The following is a 21322-nucleotide window of genomic DNA, read 5'->3' as shown; positions in this document are numbered from 1 at the left end:
ATCGGGCCGATACCCTTGCCGTTTACTGTCCGGAGGCTGTCAGGCGCAGGGCATCGTCGTCGATACTGAGCAGGTAGTCAGCTTCACCCGGTGCACTCAACCGCCGTGGTTGAGGCGGCTGACTAACGACGGCCGACTGGACGTCATCGGTCTGGGCAAAGCCCAGCAGGCTGGCGATGACCTCGCTGGGGGCAATCAACCGATAGTTGCCTGCGTCAGCACCGGTCAGTGAGGCATCCACCAGCACGCGGTTCTCGCCCGGGGTGAGGCTGGCGAACAGACCGCTGAGCTGCAGCGCAACGTCATCACCGCTGATGGTGCCGTTGAGCACGCCTTCGAGGGTCGCCGCGAGCGAGCTGTCGAACAGCTTGTCCAGGGCGTGGACGTCGGCGGTGATGGTCTTGCGGTCGATGTTGGCCGTGGTGCTGCTGTTGGTGGTGAGCACATAGTTGCCGGCATCGCCGCCACCGAGCGAACCGCTGACGTCAACCTGTTTGCCATCGCCGGCGGTCTTGTTGGCAAAGGCGCCGGTGGTGTTGAACTGCAGATCATCGCCGCTGATTACGCCGTCCAGGGTGCCGTGGGTATTGGCGTAGGTGCTGCCGTCGTAGGTCTTGCCGTCGGCGCTGATGTTGCCGGTGATGCCCTTGCGCTCGATGGTCAGGGTGCCGTCGACAAAGGTCAGCTCGTAGTTGCCGTCGGTGCCACTGGCGGTCAGCGTGTAGCTGCCGGCGTTGGTGCCTTTACCACCGCTGGTGGTGACGCCGGTGAGTACGCTTTGATCTTCGCCGTTAACTAGGCCATCGACAGTAAAGCCGCTGACGCTTTGTTCAGTACCGTTGTAGGTCGTGGTACCGCTATTGGCGGTGACCCTGGCTTGCGCCTTATTGATGGTCAGTTTGCCGTCGACAAAGCTCAGCTCGTAATTGCCATCAGAGCCGCTTGCAGTCAGGGTGTAGCTACCCGCGTTGGTGCCTTTGCCACCGCTGGTGGTGACACCGCTGAGCACACTGGCATCCTCGCCGTTAACTAGGCCATCGGCGGTAAAGCCATCAACACTCTGCTCGGTACCGTTGTAGGTAGTAGTGCCGCTATTGGCGGTGACCGTGGCTTGGGCTTTGTTGATGGTCAGTGCGCCGTCGACAAAGGTCAGCTCGTAGTTGCCGTCGCTGCCGCTGGCAGTCAGCGTGTAGGTGCCGGCGTTGGTGCCCTTGCCGCCGCTGGTGGTCACGCCGGTGAGCACACTGGCATCCTCGCCGTTAACCAGCCCATCGACAGTAAAGCCGCTGACGCTTTGCTCGGTGCCGTTGTAGGTCGTGGTACCGCTGTTGGCAGTGACGGTGGCCTGGGCCTTGTTGATGGTGAGGGTGCCGTCGACAAAGGTCAGCTCGTAGTTGCCGTCGCTGCCGCTGGCAGTCAGCGTGTAGCTACCGGCGTTGGTGCCTTTACCGCCGCTGGTGGTGACGCCAGTGAGTACACTAGCCTCTTCGCCGTTGACCAATCCGTCGACAGTAAAGCCGCTGACGCTCTGCTCGGTGCCGTTATAGGTGGTACTGCCGCTGTTGGCGGTGACGGTGGCCTGGGCCTTGCTGATGGTCAGGGTGCCGTTGGTGGTGATCAGGTCGTAGCCCTGTTGATCGGAGTACAAACCGCTAATATCTACGGCATAGCTGCCCGCGTTGCGTCCACCGCCGCTGGCTTGGCCAAAGATGTGATCAGCATCGTACGCGCCGACGGCACTCCAGGTGCCGGACTGGTCAGTGCCGTTGTAGGTGGTGGCGCTGTCGCCGGTGACTTCAAGGGCGGTCAAAAAACGGCGCAGCAGCGGGGCGGTATAGCCTTCGTAGATACGCCAGATGGTGCCCGTGCCGCCTTGGACATCTATATCCCAGCCAGTAAAGCTGTCGGTATTCATCATCTGCGCGCTGGTCAGGCCGGTGGTGCCGGTGGAGATGCCGTTACTCACCGCGCTGGTTTGACCGCTGGTGTCGGTGTTCCAGTAGCTGTCAATGAAGCTGCCGGATATGTTGATTCCAGCCAGCCCGCCGACGTAACTACCGCCCTCAACGCTGCCGGTGGCATAGGCGTTGTTGATGTATCCGAAGTAGTTACTTCCGATCAGCCCGCCGACTTCTTGACTGCCCACAACGCTGCCGGTGGCATAGGCGTTGCTCATGGTTCCCGATTGGTTGAATCCGACCAGCCCGCCGACGTAACTACCGCCCTCAACGCTGCCGGTGGCATAGGCGTTGTTGATGTATCCGAAGTAGTTACTTCCGATCAGCCCGCCGACTTCTTGACTGCCCACAACGCTGCCGGTGGCATAGGCGTTGCTCATGGTTCCCGATTGGTTGAATCCGACCAGCCCGCCGACGTAACTACCGCCCTCAACGCTGCCGGTGGCATAGGCGTTGCTGATGTTTCCATAGTGGTATCCAGCCAGCCCGCCGACGTAACTACCGCCCACAACGCTGCCACCCACCAGACCAATATCGCGGATCACGCTGTCGCCGTCGGTGCGGCCGAACAAACCAATGTAGTCCTCACCACTGCGGTTGATGGTGAGGCCATTGATAACATGGCCCAGGCCGTCAAAGCTGCCGGTATAGCGGTTGGCTTTGTTTCCAATGGGTACAAACCCCGCGCCGCCATTCCAGCTTGGGGTAGCGGAGGCGTCGATATGATTGCCCAACAGGTAGTTAGCCGCGAGATTGTTGCGCATGGCCTGCAGCTGCTCGACGTTCTGGATCACGGTATAGTGCGCCGGGCGGTTGGTGGCGTCGATGGTGCCGGTGGGCAGGTCGTTTTTGTTGAATACCCGGTTGCCGGCCAGCGCGCGCAGGTAGGGGGTGGTCTGATTGTCGGCATTGGCCCAGGTGCCGGCAAAATCGAAACCGCTGAAGTTGGCGGCATCGAACATCTGCGCGGTGGTGAGGCCGGGGGTGCCGTCACCGCTGCCGTCACCTACCGCACTGGCCTGGCCGCTGGTTTCGGTGTTCCAGTAGCTGTTGGTGACGGTGCCGCCATCTTTATTGCTTCCAACCAGCCCTCCGACGTTGCCAAAGCCCTTAACGCTGCCGGTGGCATAAGCGTTGGTGATTGTTCCCGCTTCGTTGTCTCCGGCCAGCCCGCCGACTCTGTCACCGCCCTTAACACTGCCGGTGGCATAGACGTTGCTGATGGTTCCCGATTGGTTGAATCCGACCAGCCCGCCGATTCTTGCATAGCCCTCAACGCTGCCGGTGGCATAGGCGTTGTTAATGGTTCCCGATTGGTTGAATCCGACCAGCCCGCCGACTTGATTAATACTGCCCTTAACGCTGCCGGTGGCATAGGCGTTGCTGATGATGCCTGAGTTGACTCCCACCAGCCCGCCGACATGGGCACGGCCGGAGATGCTGCCACCCACTAGGCCAATATCGCGGATCACGCTGCCGCTGGCGGTAGCTCCGAACAAGCCAACAAAATCCGTACTACTGCGGTCGATGGTGAGGTTGCTTAGGGTGTGGCCCAGGCCGTTGAACGTGCCTGTGAATCGATCACTCCCACCCACTGGCTGCCAATTGCTGATACTGCCCAGGTCAATATTACTGCCCACAGCGTAGTTGGCAGCCAAGTCGCTGTTCATGGCTTGCAGCGCTGCAGCATCGTTGACCACGATGTAGTTGATTACACTGCCGGTCGAGCCTTTTTGGGTGGTGAAGTTGTTGCCGCTTTGCAGATTGATGGGGGCGTTGATGTGGTAGTCCGCCGTGCCGCCATCGGTAGTGGCTTGGCCGTATTGCAAGGCGACTTTGCCGTTTGCACCTTGGGCGGTGATGGCGGCGTTGATGTTGATGTCGTTATGAGCGTTCAGCGTCAGCGTGGTGTCGGCATTCCAGGTAACGGCGGCATCAACGTAGATATCGCCGTTTTCTGTACCGCCATCGACAGTCGCCAGTCTGATGTTGCTGTCTTCCAGATTGGCGCTGAGGGTAGCAGCACCAATGCCGCTGTCGGTCAGGGCGTCGCTGCCGGCGTTGATGGTGAAGTCGGTCGGGTCGATCAGCCATTCGCCGGTGCTGCCGTTGTTGGCCTTGGTAGTGACCTGGGTGCCACCGGCGATTTTGACGTGGGCGCCGGAGGTGTCGATAAAGCCGCCGTCGCCGCTGTCCGGGGCAGAGGCATCCAGCGTGCCGGCGACATTGACGGTGCCGCCGCTAAAACCACCCTTGAGCACAATGGTGCCGCTCTGGTTGTCCAGGGTTTGTGCTTCGACGATGCCGGTGTTGTTGACCACGGTTTGCAGCAGGGCGTTGGTGGCGTTGGCGGTCATGATGACTTGGCCGCCGTTGGCGCGAACCAGCTGGTGGTTCTCCACCAGTGCATTCAGGGTGCCTTCATCCACGGTCACGTTCAGCAGGCCATCACCGGCAAAGTCCAGGGTGATTTTGTCGCCAGCCGCCAGCGCCACCGTGCCCTGATTGGCTTGGATAATGCCGTGGTTACTGACTTGTCCACCCAGCAGGGCGACTGCGCCCTGCTCGGCATTGAGGCTGCCGTGGTTGATCACTGCGGCGTTGTTGCCGTCACCCTGAAACTGGTAATTGCCGTCGTTAAAGTCCTGGTCAGACAGGCTCAGGGTTGAGGCCACCAGCGCACCGACGTTGACCGCGGCACCCTCGCCGAACAGTACGCCGTTGGGGTTGACCAGAAAGACCTTGCCGTTGGCGTTGAGGTTGCCGTAGATCGCCGAGGCGTCTTCACCAATCACGCGATTCAGCGCTACCGAGTTGCTGCCCGGCTGGTAGAAGTTGACCGTATTACCCGCACCAATATCGAAGCTGTCCCAATTGGTGATCAGCTTGTCGCTGTTCTGCTGCACGTTCAGGCTGTTGCCATCCTGACTGATGCTGCCGGAGCCGCCGACGATATTGCCGCCGGTGGGTAGCTCTGCGGCGTGCAGACTGACCGAGATCAGGCTGATGGCGACCGCGAGGGCGGTGGGGGCAAAACGAGGTTGGTTGGCCGAACGGATCATGTGAAGCACCTTTGGTGTTTAACCGTCCGCTGCGAGGTGCAGCGGCGCTATTCAGTAAGTTATAAAAGTCAGGCAGGTTTAGCGGCTGGCCATTGGCAGATGCAGGGCATCGTCGTCGACTTCTTGCTGATATTCCTCATCGCCCGGTTCGTTCAACTGGGGTGGTTGTGGTCGCTGACTGTCCATGGCTGCCAGGTAATCAGCGCTCTGAACAAAGCCCAGCAGTCTGGCAATGACCTCGCTGGGGGCAATCAACCGGTAGTTGCCCGCGTCAGCGCCGGTCAGTGCCGCCTCAACCAGTACACGGTTCTCGCCCGGGGTGAGGCTGGTGAACAGGCCGCTTAGCTGCAGCGCAACGTCATCGCCGCTGATGGTGCCGTTCAACACGCCTTCGAGGGTTGCTGCGAAGGAGCCGTCGAACAGTTTGTCCAGAGCGCGGACGTCGGCGGTGATGGTCTTGCGGTCGATAGTCAGGGTGCCGTCGAAAAAGGTCAGCTCGTAGTTGCCGTCGCTGCCGCTGGCAGCCAGCGTGTAGCTACCGGCATTGGTGCCTTTACCGCCGCTGGTAGTGACACCGGTGAGCACACTGGCATCCTCGCCGTTGACCAACCCGTCGACAGTAAAGCCGCTGATGCTTTGCTCGGTACCGTTATAGGTGGTGGTACCGCTGTTGGCGGTGACGGTGGCCAGGGCCTTGTTGATGGTCAGTTTGCCGTCGACAAAGGTCAGCTCGTAGTTGCCATCGCTGCCGCTGGCGGTCAGCGTGTAGCTGCCCGCATTGGTGCCCTTGCCACCGTTGGTGGTCACCCCAGTCAGTACGCTTTGATTTTCACCATTAACCAGCCCCTCGACAGTAAAGCCGCTCACGCTCTGTTCGGTGCCGTTGTAGGTGGTGGTGCCGCTGTTGGCGGTGACGGTGGCCTGGGCTTTGTTGATAGTCAGGGTTCCGTCGACGAAGGTCAGTTCGTAGTTACCATCGGCGCCGCTGGCAGTCAGCGTGTAGCTACCGGCGTTGGTGCCCTTGCCGCCGCTGGTGGTGACGCCGGTGAGTACACTGGCATCTTCGTCGTTAACCAGCCCCTCGACGGTAAAACCGCTGACGCTTTGTTCGGTGCCGTTGTAGGTTGTGGTACCGCTATTGGCGGTGACGGTGGCCTGGGCCTTGTTGATGGTCAGTTTGCCGTCGACAAAGGTCAGCTCGTAGTTGCCGTCGGTGCCACTGGCGGTTAATTCGTAGCTGCCAGCGTTAGTGCCCTTGCCGCCGTTGGTGGTCACGCCGCTGAGCACACTGGCATCCTCGCCGTTGACCAGCCCCTCGACAGTAAAGCCACTGACGCTCTGCTCGTTACCGTTATAGGTAGTGGTACCGCTATTGGCGGTGACGGTGGCCTGGGCCTTATTGATGGTCAGTGCGCCGTCGACAAAGGTCAGCTCGTAGTTGCCGTCGCTGCCGCTGGCGGTCAGCGTGTAGCTACCGGCATTGGTGCCCTTGCCGCCGCTGGTGCTAACGCCACTGAGTACACTGGCATCTTCGCCGTTAACCAGCCCCTCGACGGTAAAACCGCTCACGCTCTGTTCGGTGCCGTTGTAGGTGGTGGTGCCGCTGTTGGCGGTGACGGTGGCCTGGGCTTTGTTGATGGTCAGGGTACCGTCGACAAAGCTCAGCTCGTAGTTGCCGTCGCTGCCGCTGGCGGTCAGCGTGTAGCTGCCGGCATTGGTGCCCTTGCCACCGTTGGTGGTCACCCCAGTCAGTACGCTTTGATTTTCACCATTAACCAGCCCCTCGACAGTAAAGCCGCTCACGCTCTGTTCGGTGCCGTTGTAGGTCGTGGTACCGCTATTGGCGGTGACGGTGGCCTGGGCTTTGTTGATAGTCAGGGTTCCGTCGACGAAGGTCAGCTCGTAGTTGCCATCGCTGCCGCTGGCGGTCAGCGTGTAGCTACCGGCATTGGTGCCTTTGCCGCCGCTGGTGGTGACGCCGGTGAGTACGCTTTGATCTTCTCCATTGACCAAGCCATCAACAGTAAAACCGCTAACGCTTTGCTCGCTACCGTTATAGGTGGTGGTGCCGCTGTTGGCGGTGACGGTGGCCTGGGCCTTGTTAATGGTCAGGGTGCCGTCGACGAAGGTCAGCTCGTAGTTGCCATCGCTGCCGCTGGCGGTCAGCGTATAGCTACCGGCATTGGTGCCTTTGCCACCGCTGGTAGTGACGTCGCTAAGTACGCTTTGATCTTCGCCGTTGACCAACCCATCCACGGTAAAGCCGCTGATGCTCTGCTCGGTGCCGTTATAGGTGGTGGTGTTGCTGTTGGCGGTGACAGTGGCTTGGGCCTTGTTGATGGTCAGGGTGCCGTCGACAAAGGTCAGCTCGTAGTTGCCGTCACTGCCGCTGGCGGTCAGCGTGTAGCTGCCGGCGTTGGTGCCCTTACCGCCGCTGGTAGTGACCCCGCTAAGTACGCTTTGATCTTCTCCGTTGACTAGCCCGTCAACAGTAAAGCCACTGACGCTCTGCTCGCTACCGTTATAGGTGGTGGTGCCGCTGTTGGCGGTGACGGTGGCCTGGGCCTTGTTGATGGTCAGGGTGCCGTCGACGAAGCTCAGTTCGTAGTTGCCATCGCTGCCGCTGGCGGTCAGCGTATAGCTACCGGCATTGGTGCCTTTGCCACCGCTGGTAGTGACGTCGCTAAGTACGCTTTGATCTTCGCCGTTGACCAACCCATCCACGGTAAAGCCGCTGATGCTCTGCTCGGTGCCGTTATAGGTGGTGGTGTTGCTGTTGGCGGTGACAGTGGCTTGGGCCTTGTTAATGGTCAGGGTGCCGCTACCTGTGGTGATCAGGTCGTAGCCCTGCTGACCGGAGTACAGACCGCTCAGGTCGAGAGCATAGGTGCCCGCGTTTTTACCGCCGGTGGGATTCCCTAGGACCAACGCGGCGTCATAGGGCGTATTGGCGCTCCAACTGCCACTTTGCTCGCTGCCGTTGTAGGTCACTGTGGTGTCTTGAGTACTGACTTCAAGGGCTGTCAGAAAACTGCGCAGCAGAGGTGCGGTATGCCCTTCATAGAGACGCCAGACGCTATCGGTGCCGCCCTCAGCATTAATATCCCAACCAGCAAAGGTGTCGAGCTGTTGAAGCTCGGCAGGTGTCTTCATGGCGCTATAGTCGTCCAGCCCAAGCAGAATACCCGAGGCCAGGTTAGTTTCGGCTTTGCCATTGATCAGGCCGCTGGCATAGCTTCGGCTGATGGTAGCGTTGACTTTGTTGTAACCCACCAGTCCGCCGATGAAACTATCACTCGTGACCGAGCCGGTGGCATAGCTTTGGGAAATGCTAATGTTGTACTCGTATGGACTGGATCTAGCGTTTACGCCTGCTAGGCCACCCACGTTTTTTTTGCCTATGACCATGCCGGTAGCATAGTTCTGGGAAGAGGTACCATCATTGAAGCCCACAAGCCCGCCGACGTTGTTTTCCCCTGTAACGGTGCCGGTAGCGTAGCTCTGAGTAATGTTGCCACCAACGTCTTTGATTTCTTCTATCTCGCTGGTGGTATTGTTAGTGAGGTCTCTCAGGTTGCTGTTGCCTCCCACTAGCCCACCTACGTCGTTCACGCCGGTGACCGCACCGGTAGCGTAGCTCTGGGAAATCTTGCTGGTGAAGCCTAGATAGCCCGCTAGGCCACCAACTTGGTCTATCCCGCTGACCATGCCGGTGGCATAGCTCTGGGCGACGGTGCCATTGGTGTAGCCCACTAGTCCGCCGACTTGGTTTTTTCCATTGACCATGCCAGTGGCGTAGCTTTGGCTGATTTTGTAAGTGTTGTAACCGACTAGCCCACCAACCAAGGATGCACCATTGACCGAGCTGGTGGCATGGCTTTGGGTGATGCTGCCATTGTTGATGCCCGCCAGCCCGCCGACGTTCATACCTGATAAGGCCGCTTGAATATTGTCGGCTGGCTGCCCGTCGGCTAGTACCGTGCCTGAGACCGTGCCAGAAACATAGCTCTGGATGATCTCACCTTTGTTTTGACCTACCAGCCCACCGACAGCAAAGGCTCCGGCTACATTGGCGTCGACTAGCCCAATGCTGCGGATAACACTGTCGCTGCCCGTAGTTCGAAACAGGCCAACCTGACTTTCATCAGCGCGGTTGATGGTCAGGTTGTTGATGGTATGGCCGAGGCCGTTCATCGTTCCGGTAAAAACGGGTTCCGATCCGGAAGGGGTGAAGGTGTCGTAGTACCCAATAGGGTTAAAGCCTTTGCCGCTGTTCCAGTTCCGGGTCTCACTGGCGTCAATGTTGGTTGCCAAAGCGTAATGGCCATCGAGCGCTGTGTTTATGTTCTGCAGTTGAGCGATGGAGTGGATCAGGGTGAAATTCTGGCCATTTACACTGAACGCGCCGCCGCTGCCGGCAGTAAAACTGATCGGCGCATTCATCTGATAATGACTGCCACCATAATTCAGGGCAACGCCGCCGCCACTGTTCTCCACGGTGATGGGCGCATTGATCAGGATATTGTTGTCAGCGCTCAGGCTTAGTGTGGTGTTCGCATTCCAGCTCACAGCGGCATCGACGTGTATATCGCCAGCGTCGGTTCCCGCTTCAATGGTCGCCAGCGTAATGTTGCTGTCTTCCAGATTGGCGCTGAGGGTGGCAGCACCAATGCCGCTGTCGGTTTGCGGGTCGCTGCTGTCAGTAATGTAAAAATCGGTCGGGTCGATCAGCCATTCGCCGGTGCTGCCGTTGTTGGCCTTGGTAGTGACCTGGGTGCCGCCAGCGATTTTGACGTGGGCGCCGGAGGTGTCGATAAAGCCGCCGTCGCCGCTGTCCGGCGCTGACGCATCCAGTGTGCCGGCGACATTGACCGTGCCGCCGTTAAAGCCGCCCTTGAGCACAATGGTGCCGCTCTGGTTGTCCAGGGTTTGTGCTTCGATGATGCCGGTGTTGTTGACCACGGTTTGCAGCAGCGCGTTGGTGGCGCTGGCGGTCATCACCACATGACCGCCGTTGGCACGAACCAGTTGGTGGTTCTCCACCAGTGCATTCAGGGTGCCTTCATCCACGGTAACGTTCAGCAGGCCGTCACCGGCAAAGTCCAGGGTGATTTTGTCGCCAGCCGCCAGCGCCACGGTGCCCTGATTCGCCTGGATAATGCCGTGGTTTCTGACTTGCCCACCCAGCAGGGCGACCGCGCCGCCGTCGGCAGTGATGCTGCCACGGTTGATCACGGCGGCGTTATTGCCGTCACCGCTGAACTGGTAATTGCCGTCGTTAAAGTCCTGATCAGACAAACTCAGGGTCGAGGCCACCAGCGCACCGACGTTGACCGCGGCACCCTCGCCAAACAACACACCGTTGGGGTTGACCAGAAAGACCTTGCCGTTGGCATTGAGGTTACCGTAGATCGCCGAGGCGTCTTCACCAATCACGCGATTCAGCGCCACCGAGTTGCTGCCCGGCTGGTAGAAGTTGACCGTATTACCCGCACCAATGTCGAAGCTGTCCCAATTGGTGATCAGCTTGTCGCTGTTCTGCTGCACGTTCAGGCTGTTGCCATCCTGACTGATGCTGCCGGAACCGCCGACGATGTTGCCGCCGGTGGGTAGATCAGCGGCGTGCAGGCTGACCGAGATCAGGCTGATGGCGACCGCGAGGGCGGTGGGGGCGAAGTTGGGGGTTCTGGCTGTGCGGTTCATATACGGTCCCTTAATTACTCAGTACGCCGTTGCGAAGGGCAGCGGCGTTTCAATCAAGCCATCTCAGCGGCTGGCCATGGGCAGATGCAGGGCATCGTCGTCGACGTCAAGCTGATAGCCCGTGTCGCCCGGCGCACTGAGTCCGCGCTGCTCTGGTGGCTGACTAACGAGGGCTGACTGGATGTCATCGGTCTGGGCAAAGCCCAGCAGGCTGGCAGTTACCGAGTCCGGGGCGACCAGTTGGTAGTTGCCTGCGTCAGCGCCGGTCAGTGAGGCATCCACCAGAACGCGGTTCTCGCCCGGCTTGAGGCTGGCGAACAGACCGCTGAGCTGCAGCGCAACGTCATCGCCGCTGATGGTGCCGTTGAGCACGCCTTCCAGCGTCGCGGCCAGGGAGCCGTCGAACAGCTTGTCCAGGGCGCGGATGTCGGCGGTGATGGTTTTGCGGTCGATGGTCAGGGCACCGTCGACAAAGGTCAGCTCGTAATTGCCGTCGCTGCCGCTGGCGGTCAATACGTAGGTGCCAGCGTTGGTGCCCGTGCCGCCGCTGGTGGTGACACCGGTGAGCACACTAGCCTCTTCGCCGTTGACCAACCCGTCGACAGTAAAGCCGCTGACGCTTTGCTCGGTGCCGTTGTAGGTCGTGGTACCGCTGTTGGCGGTGACGGTGGCCTGCGCTTTGTTGATGGTCAGAGTGCCGTCGACAAAGGTCAGCTCGTAGTTGCCGTCAGCGCCGCTGGCAGTCAGCGTGTAGGTGCCGGCGTTGGTGCCCTTGCCGCCGCTGGTGGTGACGCCGGTGAGCACACTAGCCTCTTCGCCGTTAACCAGCCCCTCGACGGTAAAACCGCTCACGCTCTGTTCGGTGCCGTTGTAGGTGGTGGTGCCGCTGTTGGCGGTGACGGTGGCCTGGGCCTTGTTGATGGTCAGTTTGCCGTCGACAAAGCTCAGCTCGTAATTGCCGTCGGTGCCGCGGGCGGTTAACACGTAGTTGCCGGCGTTGGTGCCTTTGCCGCCGCTGGTGGTGACGCCACTGAGTACACTGGCCTCTTCGCCGTTGACCAATCCGTCGACAGTAAAGCCGCTGACGCTCTGTTCGGTGCCGTTGTAGGTGGTGGTGCCGCTGTTGGCGGTGACGGTGGCCTGGGCTTTGTTGATGGTCAGGGTGCCGTCGACAAAGGTCAGCTCGTAGTTGCCGTCGGCGCCGCTGGCGGTCAGCGTATAGCTGCCGGCGTTGGTGCCTTTACCGCCGCTGGTGGTGATGCCGGTGAGTACACTGGCCTCTTCGCCGTTGACCAATCCGTCGACAGTAAAGCCGCTGACGCTCTGCTCGGTGCCGTTGTAGGTCGTGGTACTGCTGTTGGCGGTGACGGTGGCCTGGGCCTTGTTGATGGTCAGGGTGCCGTCGACAAAGGTCAGCTCGTAGTTATCGGCGCTGCCGCCACCGACCGTGAGCACATAACTACCGGCGTTGGTGCCCTTGCCACCACTGGTGGTCACGCCAGTCAGTACGCTTTCATTTTCACCGTTAACCAGCCCATCGACGGTAAAGCCGCTGACGCTTTGTTCGGTACCGTTATAGGTGGTGGTGCCGCTGTTGGCGGTGACGGTGGCTTGAGCCTTATTGATGGTCAGGGTGCCGTCGACATAGGTCAGCTCGTAGTTGTCGGCGCTGCCACCGCCGACCTTGAGCACATAGCTACCGGCGTTGGTGCCCTTGCCTCCACTGGTATTGACGCCGGTCACCACGCTTTGATCTTCGCCGTTGACCAGGCCGTCGACGGTAAAGCCACTGATGCTCTGCTCTGTGCCGTTATAGGTGGTGGTGCCGCTGTTGGCCGTCACGGTGGCTTGCGCCTTGTTGATGGTGAGGGCGCCGTCGACAAAGGTCAGCTCGTAGTTATCGGCATTGCCGCCACCGACCGTGAAGACATAGCTACCGGCGTTGGTGCCTTTGCCGCCGCTGGTGGTGACACCGGTCACCACGCTTTCATCTTCACCGTTAACCAGCCCATCAACAGTAAAGCCACTGACACTCTGCTCGGTGCCGTTATAGGTGGTGGTGCCGCTGTTGGCCGTCACGGTGGCTTGCGCCTTGTTGATGGCCAGGGTGCCGTCGACATAGGTCAGCTCGTAGTTATCGGCGCTGCCGCCGCTGACCGTGAGCACATAGCTACCGGCGTTGGTACCCTTGCCGCCGCTGGTGGTGACACCGGTCACCACGCTTTCATCTTCACCGTTGACTAGGCCGTCAACAGTAAAGCCACTGACGCTTTGCTCGGTGCCGTTATAGGTGGTGGTACCGCTGTTGGCGGTGACGGTGGCCTGCGCCTTGTTGATGGTCAGAGTGCCATTGCTGACAACCAGGTCATAGCCCTGCTGGCTGGAGTAAAGCCCCCCTAGATCCAGCTCATAGCTACCGACATTTTTCTTGCCAACGATCTCATTGCCCAAGAGCAGATCGGCGTCGTACTCGGCGCTGGCCGTCCACTGTCCGGTCTGCACCAACCCGTTGTAGGTGACCGTGGTATTGCCGCCGTCAATGGTAAGTGGTGTCAAAAAGCTGCGCAGCAGCGGGGTAGTGGAGCCATCGTAGATTCGCCATACGCTGCCGGTCCCGCCATCGGCGTCGATCGTTGAGCCCCAGGCGGTGCTGAAGCTGTCGAGATCCATCATTTGGGCAGTCGTCAGACTGGTCGTGCCGTCACTGGAGCCCGATCCGACGCCAGCCAATAGCGGGTTTTTGTCTTGATTGAAAAAGGATACGGTGATGGCCGCATCACTCTTGCCCACCAGAGCACCGACGTCGCTGGTGTTGGCCTGGACGGTGCCGGTGGCGTAGCCGGCATTGATGCTCAATGGATTAAAAAATCGCTCGCTATGTTGGCCGACCAGGCCCCCGACATAGGTGTCGCCGACTACATTCCCGGTCGCATAGATATTAGTGACCTTTAATGAGTTCCAGCCGATCAGGCCGCCAATCGAGTTACCAGAACCGACGACATCACCGGTGGCATAGGAGTTGGCGAGGTCATACTGACCGGGGTTGCCTCCAGAAAAACCACCAAGCAGCCCTCCTACGCCATTCCAGCCTGTCACCTTGCCGGCGGCATAGGTTCCGTAGATTTTAGAACCGGTTGTCCCTACCAGGCCGCCAACCCAATTTTGGCCTGTCACATCACCCAATGCGAATGAGTTTCTGATGTCACCAGCGTTAACTCGCCCTGCCAACCCGCCGACTTCACTGCCGGTGGCGCTAACGGTGACGTCGGCCCAAGAGTCACGGATGATTGGCGCAAACGCCGCTTGCCCAATCAGGCCACCGACGGTATCGCCTCGCCCGCTGACCGTGCCAGTTGCATAGGACTGGTAGAAGTCAGAGCCACTGTACCCAGCGAGAGCGCCGACAAGTGTTCGCCCGACTATGTTCACATCCACCAGTCCCACGCCATGGATGGCTGAGTCTTTATCGGTTACACCGAATAATCCTACGTGTGCCGAAGTGGGCCGAAAAATGTGGAGATCCCGAATGATGTGGCCCTGACCGGAGAAGTTGGCCGAGAATCTGTTGTATTGGCCACCTATTGGCACAAAGCCGGCACCGCCAGCCCAGTTGACTGTTCCACTCGCATCGATATCGTTAGCGAGAGTGAAGCTCTTGTCTATCAAAAGGCGAGATGTGACACCCTGTAGACCAAAAATATCGGTTAGCTGGTACGGATTGTTCTTGGAGCCGTCGCCGCCAATTGAGCGAAGAAAGTATGCTTTCCCCCGGTGTAAGTCGTCCGTTACGTCCATTTGGAAGTCACGTGCGTAAAACGCTGGCAGTGTTGCGCCCAACTGGCTCCAAGAACCGCTTTGCAGATTAAAGGTGCCGACGTTCACCGCGCCGTCAGCGCTGATATTGCCACCGGCGTTGAGGGTCAGGCCGCCGTTGCTGGAGGTGATGGCCTGGTTGATATGGATGTCGTTGTGGGCGTTCAGGCTGAGGGTGTGGTCGGCGTTCCAGCTCACTGCGCCGTTGACGTACATATCACCGGCTTCGGTGCCGTCGTCGACAGTCGCCAAGGTGACATTGCTGTCTTCCAGATTGGCGCTAAGGGTTGCAGCACCAATGCCGCTGTCGGTTTGTGGGTCACTGCTGTCAGTAATGTAAAAATCAGTGGGGTCGACCAGCCATTCGCCGGTGCTGCCGTTGTTGGCTTTGGTGGTGACCCGTGTGCCATCGGCAATCTTGACGTGGGCGCCGGAGGTGTCGATAAAGCCGCCGTCGCCGCTGTCCGGGGCTGAGGCATCCAGTGTGCCGGCTACATTCACCGTGCCGCCGTTAAAGCCGCCCTTGAGCACAATGGTGCCGCTCTGGTTGTCCAGGGTTTGCGCCTCAATCACCCCGGTGTTGTTGACCACCGTTTGCAGCAGGGCGTTGGTGGCGTTGGCGGTCATCACCACATGACCGCCGTTGGCACGAACCAGTTGGTGGTTCTCCACCAGTGCATTCAGGGTGCCTTCATCCACGGTAACGTTCAGCAGGCCATCGCCGGCAAAGTCCAGGGTGATTTTGTCGCCAGCCGCCAGCGCCACCGTGCCCTGATTGGCTTGGATAATGCCGTGGTTACTGACCTGCCCGCCGAGCAGGGCGACCGCGCCGCCGTCGGCAGTGATGCTGCCGCGGTTGATGACTGCGGCGTTGTTGCCGTCACCCTGAAACTGGTAATTGCCGTCGTTAAAGTCCTGGTCAGACAGGCTCAGGGTTGAGGCCACCAGCGCACCGACGTTGACCGCCGCACCCTCGCCGAACAGCACGCCGTTGGGGTTGACCAGAAAGACCTTGCCGTTGGCATTGAGGTTGCCGTAAATCGCCGAGGCGTCTTCACCAATCACCCGGTTCAACGCCACCGAGTTGCTGCCCGGCTGGTAGAAGTTGACCGTATTACCCGCACCAATATCGAAACTGTCCCAATTGGTGATCAGCTTGTCGCTGTTCTGCTGCACGTTCAGGCTGTTGCCATCCTGGCTGATGCTGCCGGAGCCGCCGACGATATTGCCGCCGGTCGGTAGGTCGGCGGCGTGCAGGTGGGCGGCGCTCAGGCTGATGGCGATGGCCAGGGCGGTGGGGGCGAAGTTGGGGCGTTTGGATGAACAGCTCATGTGAAATCCCTTTGGTGTTTAACCGGCCGCTGCGAGGCGCAGCGGCGCTTTCCGGTAAGGCTTGGACGTATCAGCTAGGTTTAGCGGCTGGCCATGGGCAGATGCAGGGCATCGTCGTCGACATCAAGCTGATAGCCCGTGTCGCCCGGCGCACTGAGTCCGCGCTGCTCTGGTGGCTGGCTAACGAGGGCTGACTGGATGTCATCGGTCTGGGCAAAGCCCAGCAGGCTGGCAGTTACCGAGTCCGGGGCGACCAGTTGGTAGTTGCCCGCGTCAGCGCCGGTCAGTGAGGCATCCACCAGCACACGGTTCTCGCCCGGCATGAGGCTGGCGAACAAACCGCTGAGCTGTAGCGCAACGTCATCGCCGCTGATGGTGCCGTTGAGCACGCCTTCCAGCGTCGCGGCCAGGGAGCCGTCGAACAGCTTGTCCAGGGCGCGGATGTCGGCGGTGATGGTTTTGCGGTCGATGGTCAGGGCACCGTCGACAAAGGTCAGCTCGTAATTGCCGTCGCTGCCGCTGGCGGTCAAGACGTAGGTGCCAGCGTTGGTGCCCTTGCCGCCGTTGGTGGTCACGCCGCTGAGCACACTGGCATCCTCGCCGTTGACCAACCCGTCGACAGTAAAGCCGCTGACGCTTTGCTCGGTGCCGTTGTAGGTCGTGGTACCGCTGTTGGCGGTGACGGTGGCCTGCGCTTTGTTGATGGTCAGAGTGCCGTCGACAAAGGTCAGCTCGTAGTTGCCGTCGCTGCCGCTGGCAGTCAGCGTGTAGGTGCCGGCGTTGGTGCCCTTGCCGCCGCTGGTGGTGACGCCGGTGAGCACACTAGCCTCTTCGCCGTTAACCAATCCGTCGACAGTAAAGCCGCTGACGCTCTGCTCGGTGCCGTTGTAGGTCGTGGTACCGCTGTTGGCGGTGACGGTGGCCTGCGCTTTGTTGATGGTCAGAGTGCCGTCGACAAAGGTCAGCTCGTAGTTGCCGTCAGCGCCGCTGGCAGTCAGCGTGTAGCTACCGGCATTGGTGCCTTTACCGCCGCTGGTGGTGACACCACTGAGCACACTGGCATCCTCGCCGTTAACCAGCCCGTCGACAGTAAAGCCGCTGACGCTCTGCTCGGTGCCGTTGTAGGTCGTGGTACCGCTGTTGGCGGTAACGGTGGCCTGGGCTTTGTTGATGGTCAGGGTGCCGTCGACAAAGGTCAGCTCGTAGTTGCCGTCAGCGCCGCTGGCAGTCAGCGTGTAGGTGCCGGCGTTGGTGCCCTTGCCGCCGCTGGTGGTCACGCCGGTGAGCACACTGGCATCCTCGCCGTTAACCAGCCCATCGACAGTAAAGCCGCTGACGCTTTGCTCGGTGCCGTTGTAGGTCGTGGTACCGCTGTTGGCAGTGACGGTGGCCTGGGCCTTGTTGATGGTGAGGGTGCCGTCGACAAAGCTCAGCTCGTAGTTGCCGTCGCTGCCACTGGCAGTCAGCGTGTAGCTACCGGCGTTGGTGCCCTTACCGCCGCTGGTGGTGACGCCGGTGAGTACGCTTTGATCTTCGCCGTTAACCAAACCATCGACAGTGAAGCCGCTGGCGCTCTGCTCGGTGCCGTTATAGGTAGTGGTACCGCTATTGGCGGTGACGGTGGCCTGCGCCTTGTTGATGGTCAGTGCGCCGTCGACAAAGGTCAGCTCGTAGTTGCCGTCGCTGCCGCTGGCGGTCAGCGTGTAGGTGCCGGCGTTGGTGCCCTTGCCGCCGCTGGTGGTGACACCGCTGAGTACACTGGCATCCTCGCCGTTGACCAGCCCCTCGACAGTAAAGCCACTGACGCTCTGCTCGGTGCCGTTATAGGTGGTGGTGCCGCTGTTGGCGGTGACGGTGGCCTGGGCCTTATTAATGGTCAGGGTGCCGTCGGTGGTGATCAGGTCATAGCCCTGTTGATCGGAGTGCAGGCCTCTCATATCGATGTTGTAGGTGCCGGCGTTACGCCCGCCGCCGCTGGCCTGGCCAAAGATACGGTCAGCATCGTACTCGCCCGTGGTGCTCCAGCCGCCGGTCTGCTCGGTACCGTTGTAGGTAGTCGTTGTGGTGTCGCCGGTGACTTCAAGGGCGGTCAAAAAGTGACGCAGCAGCGGGGCGGTATAACCTTCGTAGATACGCCAGACCGTGCCCGTGCCGCCCTGTGCATCAATATCCCAGCCAGCGAAGCTGTCGGCTTGCAGCATTTGTGCGGTGGTCAGGCCGGTGGCGCCAGTTACGCTTCTTTTATTACCGCCTACTGCGCTGGTTGCGCCGCTTGTCTCGGTGTTCCAATAGGTATTGACCAAAACACCGTACAAATCACCTATTAACCCCCCTGCTCCAAAGATTGAGGAGCCGCTGACTTGTCCTGTGGCGTAGCTCTCTTCAATTCTGCCGCTCTCACCCAGGTATCCGACCAGCCCGCCAACACTTGCAACACGACCGGTTACATTAGCCGAACTGTAGCTTTGTTTGACTGAACCATGTGAAAGGCCGACCAGACCGCCGACTAGCTGTCTTCCGCCGACCCGACCGGTGATATAGCTCTGCCTGATAGACCCGTTAAGGTAGCCGACAAGCCCGCCAACCCAATCGCGCCCGGTGATAGCGGCGTTAGTCAGCCCGACATTGCTGATCTGGCCACCAACGCTTCTCCCAAACAGGCCAACGTTATATGTATCGGGGCGGTTGATGTTCAGGCCGTTGATGCTATAGCCAAGGCCGTCGAAGTCGCCGGTGTAGTGGTTAGAGCCGTCCCCAACGGGCACAAACCCCGCTCCACCGTTCCAACTCGCGGTAGCGGAGGCGTCGATATGGTTGCCAAGCAGGTAGTTGGCCGTAACGTCGTCGCGCATGGCCTGCAGCTGCTCGACGTTCTGGATGACGGTATAGAGCGCCGGGCGGTTAGTGGCGTCGATGGTGCCGGTGGGCAGGTCGTTTTTATTGAACACCCGGTTGCCGGCCAGCGCTCGCAGGTAGGGTGTGGTCTGATTGTCGGCATTGGCCCAGACGCCGTCAAAATCAAAGCCTTCAAAGTTGCTGGCGTCGAACATCTGTGCGGTAGTCAGCCCAGTCGCGCCGCTGTTGACGCCAGCGCCACTGGCTGTGGCAGCGCTGTTGGTATCGCTGTTCCAGTAGCTATTGCTAATGTAATAGCCGTTATTTCTGCCAATCAACGCGCCCACGATGGCATCGCCTGTCACGTTGCCGGTTGCGTAGCTTCTGTTGATCCCGCCATAGCTGATTTGGCCGACGAGTCCGCCAACTGCTGTTGCTCCGCTGACATTGCCGGTGGCATAGCTGTCGTAGATCGAACCAAAGATACTGCCCACCAACCCGCCGGTGCTGTCAGTCCAGGGCCCAGAACTACTGACGTTGCCGGTAGCAAGGCTTGTGTAGATTGATCCGGTCATGCCTCCGACGAGTCCGCCAACGTAGGGGCCATCGCCGACGACGTCCGCCGTTGCGTAGCTGTTGTGGATGTTACCGGTAAGTGAACCGACCAGCCCGCCTTTGTACTCGCCGGCGGTGCCTGCGAGGGAGCCGGTGAAGTAGCTATCACGGATGGTGCCGCTGAAGTGACCAGCCAATCCGGCCACCCTCGTATAGCGGCCGGTCACGGTCCCGGTGACATAACTGTTGCTGATCTCGCCAGTCGCTGACAGCGGCGTCCCGCCGTTGTAGCCATAGCCGACTATCCCTGCGACGTAACCGTTGCCGTCGATGGAGACGTTGGTCAGCCCGATGTTGCTGATTGCACTGTTGGAAGTGGCACCGAATAGTCCGATGTTATTCGAGTAGCGTCGATAAATCGTGAGCCCGTCGATCACATGGTCTTGCCCATCCAGCGAGCCCGTGAAGTAGGTCCCCAGAGTGCCAATTGGCAAGTAGCCCGCTCCGGCATTCCAGTTCGCGGTGCCGCTGGCGTCAATATCGTTGACCAGCACAAGGTGGCTATCCAGTAGGGAATGGGAAGCGAAGCCCTGCACCCCGTAGATGTCCGTCAGTTGATACGGACTCGATGCTGTGCCGTCGCCGCCAAGCGCACGAATAAAGCTGGCGTTAGCTGTATTAAGGCGAAAGTCCCGAGCAGAAAAGTCAGCCAGCGTAGCGCCCAGCTGGGTCCAGTCACCGCTTTGCAGGTTAAAGGTGCCGACGTTGACCGCGCCGTCAGCGCTGATATTGCCACCGGCGTCGAGGGTCAGGCCGCCGTTGGTGGCGGTGATGGCTTCATTGATGTGAATGTCGTTGTGGGCGTTCAGGCTGAGGGTGTGGTCGGCGCTCCAGCTCACTGCGCCGTTGACGTACATATCGCCGGGCTCGGTGCCGTCGTCGACGGTGGCTAGAGTAACGTTGTTGTCTTCCAGATTGGCGCTGAGGGTGTCGGCACCAATGCCGCTGTCGGTCAGGGCGTCGCTGCCGGCGCTGATGGTGAAGTCGGTCGGGTCGATCAGCCATTCGCCAGTGCTGCCGTTGTTGGCCTTGCTAGTGACCTGGGTGCCGCCAGCGATTTTGACGTGGGCGCCGGAGGTGTCGATAAAACCACCGTCGCCGCTGTCCGGGGCAGAGGCGTCCAGCGTGCCGGCCACATTGACCGTGCCGCCGTTAAAACCGCCCTTGAGCACGATGGTGCCGCTCTGGTTGTCCAGGGTTTGCGCCTCAATCACCCCGGTGTTGTTGACCACCGTTTGCAGCAGGGCGTTGGTGGCGTTGGCGGTCATCACCACCTGGCCGCCGTTGGCGCGAACCAGTTGGTGGTTCTCGACCAGCGCGTCGATTGTGCCTTCATCGACGGTCACGTTGAGCAGGCCGTCACCGGCAAAGTCCAGGGTGATTTTGTCGCCAGCCGCCAGCGCCACCGTGCCCTGATTGGCTTGGATAATGCCGTGGTTACTGACCTGCCCGCCGAGCAGGGCGACCGCGCCGCCGTCGGCAGTGATGCTGCCGCGGTTGATCACTGCGGCGTTGTTGCCGTCACCCTGAAACTGGTAATTGCCGTCGTTAAAGTCCTGGTCAGACAGGCTCAGGGTTGAGGCCACCAGCGCACCGACGTTGACCGCCGCACCCTCGCCGAACAGCACGCCGTTGGGGTTGACCAGAAAGACCTTGCCGTTGGCATTGAGGTTGCCGTAAATCGCCGAGGCGTCTTCACCAATCACCCGGTTCAACGCCACCGAGTTGCTGCCCGGCTGGTAGAAGTTGACCGTATTACCCGCACCAATATCGAAGCTGTCCCAGTTGGTGATCAGCCTGTCACTGTTCTGCTGCACGTTCAGGCTGTTGCCATCCTGGCTGATGCTGCCGGAGCCGCCGACGATGTTACCGCCGGTGGGCAGGTCGGCGGCGTGCAGGTGGGCGGCGCTCAGGCTGATGGCGATGGCCAGGGCGGTGGGGGCGAAGTTGGGGCGTTTGGATGAACAGCTCATGTGAAATCCCTTTGGTGTTTAACCGGCCGCT

4 protein-coding genes are annotated in these 21322 nt (G+C 60.2%); all 4 read right to left on the bottom strand.

All coding sequences use genetic code 11. From position 1 onward, the window contains the following. Window positions 1–22 precede the first annotated feature (22 nt). The 4 genes from ACKPCU_RS17595 to ACKPCU_RS17580 all read right to left on the bottom strand — a co-directional run bounded on the left by ACKPCU_RS17595 (window position 23) and on the right by ACKPCU_RS17580 (window position 21291). On the bottom strand, window positions 23–5020 hold the full coding sequence (locus ACKPCU_RS17595; protein ID WP_321348703.1) for a beta strand repeat-containing protein: 4998 nt from the start codon (window positions 5018–5020) through the stop codon (window positions 23–25). Between the two features lie 78 nt (window positions 5021–5098). Then, on the bottom strand, window positions 5099–10723 hold the full coding sequence (locus ACKPCU_RS17590; protein WP_321348701.1) for a beta strand repeat-containing protein: 5625 nt from the start codon (window positions 10721–10723) through the stop codon (window positions 5099–5101). Window positions 10724–10786: 63 nt separating this feature from the next. Further along, entirely contained in the window at window positions 10787–15868 is a 5082-nt protein-coding gene (locus ACKPCU_RS17585) for a beta strand repeat-containing protein (RefSeq protein ID WP_321348699.1), read from the bottom strand. A gap of 80 nt (window positions 15869–15948) precedes the next feature. Next, a complete protein-coding gene (locus tag ACKPCU_RS17580) occupies window positions 15949–21291 on the bottom strand; it encodes a beta strand repeat-containing protein (RefSeq protein WP_321348697.1) in 5343 nt (1780 codons plus the stop codon). Window positions 21292–21322 lie beyond the last annotated feature (31 nt).

Origin of the sequence: Halopseudomonas oceani (assembly GCF_963677335.1) — a bacterium.
Classification (GTDB): Bacteria; Pseudomonadota; Gammaproteobacteria; order Pseudomonadales; family Pseudomonadaceae; genus Halopseudomonas; species Halopseudomonas oceani.
The sequence above is the reverse complement of the archived record's forward strand: the minus strand, read 5'-3'. Positions and strand labels throughout refer to the sequence as shown.

What these genes read in the sequence shown, in the direction of transcription:
- ACKPCU_RS17590 (WP_321348701.1), bottom strand. Translation starts at nt 10,723, where the DNA reads ATGAACCGCACAGCCAGAACCCCCAACTTCGCCCCCACCGCCCTCGCG.
- ACKPCU_RS17595 (WP_321348703.1), bottom strand. Translation starts at nt 5,020, where the DNA reads ATGATCCGTTCGGCCAACCAACCTCGTTTTGCCCCCACCGCCCTCGCG.
- ACKPCU_RS17580 (WP_321348697.1), bottom strand. Translation starts at nt 21,291, where the DNA reads ATGAGCTGTTCATCCAAACGCCCCAACTTCGCCCCCACCGCCCTGGCC.
- ACKPCU_RS17585 (WP_321348699.1), bottom strand. Translation starts at nt 15,868, where the DNA reads ATGAGCTGTTCATCCAAACGCCCCAACTTCGCCCCCACCGCCCTGGCC.